This is a genomic window from Dialister sp. (assembly GCF_036343215.1).
Classification (GTDB): Bacteria; Bacillota; Negativicutes; order Veillonellales; family Dialisteraceae; genus Dialister.
This window is the reverse complement of the sequence record NZ_JAZASU010000012.1, coordinates 24,385-30,936: the sequence shown is the minus strand read 5'-3', so window position 1 is coordinate 30,936 and position 6,552 is coordinate 24,385. Positions and strand designations below refer to the sequence as shown.

Here is a 6,552-nt window from a genome sequence, read left to right as displayed (position 1 = left end):
CATGATTTCCATCCGTTTCGACACCCCGTCGGAGGTGGTTATGGTGGAAATATCCCGCACATAGGGACTTTCCGTCCGATGGGCATAAGCGTCAATCCGGTCATCCAGCACGAGAAGCTGCCGGCGGAGTTCTTCCTCCGTAGCCAGCTCATTCTGCAGGAAATCCTGCAGGTAATCTTCCATGTAATCCGCCACGGACCCGTCAAAGGCATGTTTCCTGAACCAGCTGTCGATTTTGTCATGGATTTCCTTCGGGCATTCTTTCACAATCCGCCGCCAGAGATTCATGCAGGTATTGGAAATCTCGGCCACTTCCCCGTCATCATCGATGGTCGTTTTTCCCAGTTTGACGAAAATATAGCGGGAAAGCTCGAAAGCTTCCTCAAAATGGCCGGCGTCTAAAAGACCCGTGACTTTCGTGTCGAGGAAATCACAGATTTCGCTCTGGAAATCAAAAGCATCATAATATTCAATCATGCCGCCTTTTTTATGGCGATTGAAAATGATGTTGATTTCCCGCTTCCACTCCCTGATTTCCTCTTTGGAAAGGCTCGGGGCCTTCCGTATATAGACCAGGTCTGCCAGATTATCATCCAGACGCACCATCTTCTTCATAAGGCTCGCCAGCTCCTCTTTGGAAAGACCGTCTATGATTTCATCGACCGTCTTCTTTGCGGGCATTTGAGGCGCCGGGACACCCTTCTTCCCCGGCAAAGAAACCACCGGCGGAATAACGGGAGAACCACTTCCGGAAGATGGTAAAATCCCGCCCCCTTCCGGCAATGCGGAAGGAAGGGACTCTCCTTTTTCCTCATTTTCCAGCGCAAAAAGGACGGCTGCCATATGCTTGCAATTCTTCCCGTCCGACGCATAGGGACAGGTGCAGTCCATGGTCACAGGCATCCCGTTTCTGAGCGAAATTTCCACCAGGTAATTCTCCGTCCCCGTCACGATAGCCCGCAGCCGGTCTCCCTCCTTCATAAGCTTTTCTACCGCCCCTTCCTGGGCATACTTCTTTCCCCGCCCCAGAATGGTCTTCGAGAAAAGAACCTTCCAGTCCTTATTCACCATGATTTCCTCCTTCATCGATAGGGCTTTCTTTTTATCATAATACATCTGACAGCTCATTGTACAGAAATTAGAAATATATGGTACCTATTGTATTTAAGCAATAATCAAGGTACAATATGTATTGTCAGTGTAGCGCAAGCACAAAAAATTCCGCACTGCCCTGACTGATAAAATAGAAATATCCCCCAGGGCCGGAGGCCCATGCGCAAAGCGCACTTCATAAAATTGGTTTTCCACAGGAAAACCATATCCTCCCCGCCCCCCGCACCCCGAAATCTCAATATGAGAATCCACCGTGGCGTGCCGCGGTTTGCTGACACCCGAAAACCGATAAAGACTCAACCCAATTTTCTCGCTAAAGGAGCACACGCCTCCATCATTTTCATCGCTTCTGCCTCTATCCCCCCGCAGGGCCAGAGGCCCGTGCGCGCAGCGCACTATATAAATTGGTTTTCCGCAGGAAAACCATATCCTTCCCGAACCCCGCATCCCGCACCCCGAAATCTCGATATGAGAATCCACCGTGGCATGCCGGGGTGAGGCTGACACCCGAAAACCGATAAAGAAACACCCTGCTCTTTCACTTTCATCGCTTCTGCCTCCATCCATCCGCGGGGCCAAAGGCCCGTGCGCGAAGCGCACTTCATAAAATTGGTTTGCGCAGCAAACCATATCCTTCACGAACCACGAATCACGAACCACGAAGTCTCGAACGTGACTATGCAGTGACGTGCCGCGGTGAGGCTAACACCCGAATACCGATAGAGACTCAACACCAATTTCTCGCTAAAGGAGCACAAAAATCATGAACTACGCCAATATCAAGGAATACGATATTTCCAACGGCCCGGGCATCCGGCTTTCCCTCTTTGTTTCCGGCTGCACCCATCACTGCAAAGGCTGTTTCAATCCGGAAACCTGGGATTTCAAGTACGGCAAACCTTTCACAAAGGAAGTGGAAGACTACATCCTGAAAGAACTGGGCCAGGAATTCTATGAAGGCATGACCCTCCTGGGCGGGGAACCCATGGAACCGGTGAATCAGAAAGGGCTCCTTTCCCTGGTCACCCGTTTCAAGGAAATGTACCCGCAGAAAACCCTCTGGTGCTTCACGGGCTACCTTTACGACAGAGACCTTCTGGGCCACTTTGCCAAAGCCATGCCGGAAACCATGGAGCTTCTGAAACATATCGACGTCCTGGTGGATGGAGAATTCATGCTGGATAAAAAGGACGTGACCCTCCTCTTCAAAGGTTCCTCCAACCAGCGCACCATCGACGTACAGAAAAGTCTGAAATCAGGCAAAGTTATCTCCTGGGATCCGGGAGACACCAGCATGAGCCCGAATTCGAAGATCTGATATTTATGAATGACTGCACCCTCTGCCCGCCTTTGGCGGGCCTTTTTCATGGGCTGCGTTGAAAGTTAACAGTTATCAGTTCATAGTTATCAGTGTCCCATTTGTGCCGGGGAACGGTATAGAAGCTAAGGGTGTAATATCCTGCCAGCTTTCCTCCCGAAGGAAAGCTGGTTTTGCAGAAACTGTACAGTGGGGTTAACAGATAATGAACATGGCAGCTTTGTGCCAGAAAGGAAGAATTCTTTGTAAATCTGTGCATTGAGGTTAATGGGTTAATTATGTACCGGCTCTATTCCGGAAGGGAAGCTGTTTTTGCGGAAACTGTACATTGAGGAAAAGGTAACAGGTATCAGTCATCATCTATCATCTATCATCTATCAGCTATTAGCCATCGGTCTCCAATTGTCCCTGCTTCGGAAAAATAATCGTATGATTCCCCTGAAACAGTTCCGGCTCCGAGTCCATTCCTTTCAAAAACGCGAAAAAAGGCCCTTTCCAAAGCCTTTCCCGCTTCGAAGGTATAATTTTTCATTCCGCTCTTCCGAAACGCTTAAAGCGGCAAATATTGTGTCTTCTTGCTCAGATATTACTATATATTGATATTTTGGCTTTTCAAACCTGCCTGTTCAAAATTCCCATATACAATCGCCCCGCATCAGCGGTGCCTCCTCCCTTTACTCCTTTCTTCTGCTCTCTGGTCTTTCAACTTCGCCTGTGCTAAGCCCCAATATAAAAATTGGCCCATCAGGCCGCCACCTTCCCGCAATCCGAAATCCCCAATCCCCAATCCGAAAAAAGCAGCTGACTCCAACCAGCTATCTCTCCATTGACGCACTAAAAAACCGGCCCCTTTCGAGGTCGGCTTTTTTATTTCCACTCTACAGAGAAGGATCAGTCCTTATCGTCGCCGAGAAGTTCGCCTTCGTCCATCTGGGTTTCAGTGGGTTCGCCGAAGACTTTCTTTTCAGCATGGGGATGCATAACGGTCTTGTAACCTTCTACAGCCAGCTGGAGGGCCAGGATGATCAGGAGAGCTCCGATGATGGCCTGAGCGTAGGGACCCCAGTCGGCAGCGCCTTTCATGATCATGCCGGTCTGGTTCTTCACGATAATGGCCAGAGAAGAAATAGTAACAACCAGCATGAAGGACATCGGTACGAGGAACATCTTGTTGTTCTTGCCTGCATTGCCAAGCCATGCTGCTACTGCAATGAGGCCGATGGCTGCGAGCAGCTGGTTGGCTGCGCCGAAGAGACCCCAGATCTTGGCAAATCCGCCCATGCCGAGCATGATGCCGAGAACTACAGTGAGGATGGTTGCAAAGTAGGGGTTAACCATGAGTTTCTTGAAGCCGCCATTGATATCCTTCGGTGTCTGGCCGGGTTCCAGCCAGAATTCCTGGAACATGAAGCGGGCAAGACGGGTTGCGGTATCAAGAGAGGTGAGGCAGAATGCGGAGTAGGTCAGAACCAGCAGGGTGTACATGATATTTTCCATGCCGGAGAATCCCGGGATGGCTGCGATCATAGCTGCGATGCCGCCTGCGAAAATATCGGTTGCGCCTTTTACATGACCGGTTTCTCTAGCATAGGCGATAGCGCAGAGGGTGATGATAGCGAGTACGCATTCCAGAAGCATGCCGCCGTAAGCAATCGGTTTTGCATCCTTTTCTTTATCCAGCTGTTTGGAAGTGGTGCCGGAGGATACGAGAGAATGGAAACCGGAAATAGCGCCGCAAGCTACGGTGGTGAACAGGATCGGGAACAGGTACTGGGTGCCTGCCTTGTTGGTTACAACGAAATTGGTGAATGCCGGGAAGAGATCCGGGTTGATGTCAGGATGAGCGCCTACAATGCCGATAATAGCAACGATGAGCATTGCATAGAGTAAGAAAGAAGACAGGTAATCGCGGGGCTGCAGGAGAATCCAGACAGGAGTTACGGATGCTATGGTAATGTAGAGGCCGACCAGCCACATCCAGGTGGTGGTGGTGAAATAGAAGGGATGGAAATTCATGCCGACAGCCATGCAGATGACGATGGCTGCCACACCGCAGAGGGTGGATACGGCAAAGGAATCATGACGGCGATAAACGGCAAAACCAAAGATGATTGCAATAACGATGAAGAGAATGGATACCATGGCAACAGATGCCGGGGTAGCGCTCTTTGCTTCGTTGAGTACGCCGTTTTCAAAGGTAGCGCCGAAAGTGGAAGCTACGATTGCTGCAAAGGCTGCAACGACAAGGATCAGGGTGAGGTAGGAGAAAATAATGAAGAGCTGTTTTGCCTTCTTGGACATGTTGGCTTCGATGATTTCACCGATGGACTGGCCATTGTGACGGACAGACGCAAAAAGGGCACCGAAATCATGAACGCCGCCGAAGAAGATACCACCTACCAGTACCCAGAGGGTTACCGGGAGCCATCCAAACATAGCTGCTGCGATCGGGCCGGTAATCGGGCCTGCGCCGGCAATGGAGGAGAAGTGATGACCCATGAGGACCGGAGCTTTTGCCGGTACATAATCGACGCCATCTTCCATGGTGTGAGCCGGGGTCGGGATGTCGCCTTCGCCTACGCCCCACTGCTTAACGAGCCAGCGGCCATAGAAAATATAACCGCACAGCAGGATGACTAAACAAACTGCCAATAAAACTAAAGTATTCATTTTATCCCCCTTTCCAGGGAAACCAGTAGATTTGGCCGCCATTGGCCATATGAAATTGGAACGCGCGCCGCCCGATTCCCATCATCCTATACTACCCGGGCAGCAGAAACTATGCTAACAACTGATAGTTTTCAAAAACCTTTTTCAGCCCTTTTTCCATGCACTTGCCGGCGGAATTGAAATCAAACCGCCCGCTGGAAAGATCCAGTGCCCCCGCATGGTATTCCATCCATCCATGGAAGGAAAAGCGGAAGGTCTTATAATACTTGCATTTCCTCAATGCTTTTCTCGCATCTTCATCCATGGTTCCACAGACGAAAATGGGAGAAATGTAGGTATACATGTGGCCCGGTCCGATGTGGGCCAGATCCATACCCGTGTTCAAGGCATAATCCCTGAGCTCCTCGAACAGCGGCAGCGTCAGATGCGGCACATTGAATATGAACAGGAATTCCTCCTGCGCCGTAGCCCACAGCTTAGCCGAGTGGAAAAAGAAATATTTCTCCAGCTGTTCATAGTACTCACATACTGCGGAGAGCTGGGCATCTCCGGAAAATTCCGGTTTCTCCAAACGGGCTGCTTCCACAAGCCCCTTTGTTTCCTCCGGAGATCCTCCATCGAAACGGGTGATATTGTAATACCGGCGATAACCAGATATCAGCCTTTCCACCGCTCTCTTCCTGTTCTCCATAAGCCCCTCCTTTCTTCCATAATAAAATGTAATAAATAAAAAACCTGATTAGATGATGTTGGTACAACTATACTCTTTAATTTGGCCATTAGCCAATAAAACTTATCTATAGCAACTTAAAATAATAGTTATAGCTAAGCCCATATAGTGAATGCTTATACATCAACTTTCGGGTTTATTGATACCTTTATACATATAGTATATTCTTTAAGTAGACCCTTGTAAAGTCAAATCACCCACTGGAAATCCATTCCTGATGGAAATACCGGTACCTGTCGAATCCCGGAAAGTGATCCCCTCCCGCAGCCTGATACAGGAGTCCATTTCTCCCTTTATATTTACATATATATAGAAAAAGGCCCCTGTATGTCCAGGGTGCTGAAAAAGTACGAAACAAGATTTCAATCATCATACCATTTTATTTGAACCGGAATTCGTACTTTTCAAAGACTTTTCGTCGGATCGTGGCTGCCGTGGCTCGTGGCTGTCGTGAAGGTGGGCCGCAAAAAATTCATAGTGCGGTCCTTTATATACGCGTTTAACATACAGCGAAGAATGATTTTCCATATAAAAAGGGCGCGCTTCCAGATTTGATGCCAGTACCGCCACGATAATCACGATTCACGATAATCACGAAACGCTTACAGTCATTGAAAAAGAATGATTCAAAAGTTACAGAATCACGAAATCCAGGATATTTTTTATCTGGTACTTTTCAGCAGTTTTTATGTGTCAGCCGATCTTCCCGCAAATCCGTATG

4 protein-coding genes are annotated in these 6,552 nt (G+C 49.0%); 1 reads left to right on the top strand and 3 read right to left on the bottom strand.

The features are described 5' to 3' along the window. A partial coding sequence (locus VZT47_RS04385) for an SWIM zinc finger family protein (protein ID WP_330223758.1) occupies positions 1 to 1,071 on the bottom strand: 1,071 nt, incomplete at its 3' end. Between the two features lie 805 nt (positions 1,072 to 1,876). Here VZT47_RS04385 and nrdG point away from each other — a divergent pair. Then, positions 1,877 to 2,431, top strand: a complete 555-nt coding sequence (gene nrdG, locus VZT47_RS04380) for an anaerobic ribonucleoside-triphosphate reductase activating protein (RefSeq protein ID WP_330223757.1) — start codon at positions 1,877 to 1,879, stop codon at positions 2,429 to 2,431. Between the two features lie 891 nt (positions 2,432 to 3,322). Here nrdG and VZT47_RS04375 read toward each other — a convergent pair. Together VZT47_RS04375 and VZT47_RS04370 are read right to left on the bottom strand one after the other, a co-directional pair. Beyond that, positions 3,323 to 5,101: a carbon starvation CstA family protein gene (locus VZT47_RS04375; RefSeq protein WP_330223756.1), complete on the bottom strand. Its 1,779-nt coding sequence runs from the start codon at positions 5,099 to 5,101 to the stop codon at positions 3,323 to 3,325. A gap of 109 nt (positions 5,102 to 5,210) precedes the next feature. Further along, positions 5,211 to 5,792 carry a hypothetical protein gene (locus VZT47_RS04370; protein ID WP_330223755.1) on the bottom strand — a complete coding sequence of 194 codons (582 nt, stop codon included), beginning with the start codon at positions 5,790 to 5,792 and terminating at the stop codon, positions 5,211 to 5,213. Positions 5,793 to 6,552 lie beyond the last annotated feature (760 nt).

What these genes read in the sequence shown, in the direction of transcription:
- VZT47_RS04375 (WP_330223756.1), bottom strand. Translation starts at nt 5,101, where the DNA reads ATGAATACTTTAGTTTTATTGGCAGTTTGTTTAGTCATCCTGCTGTGC.
- nrdG (WP_330223757.1), top strand. Translation starts at nt 1,877, where the DNA reads ATGAACTACGCCAATATCAAGGAATACGATATTTCCAACGGCCCGGGC.
- VZT47_RS04370 (WP_330223755.1), bottom strand. Translation starts at nt 5,792, where the DNA reads ATGGAGAACAGGAAGAGAGCGGTGGAAAGGCTGATATCTGGTTATCGC.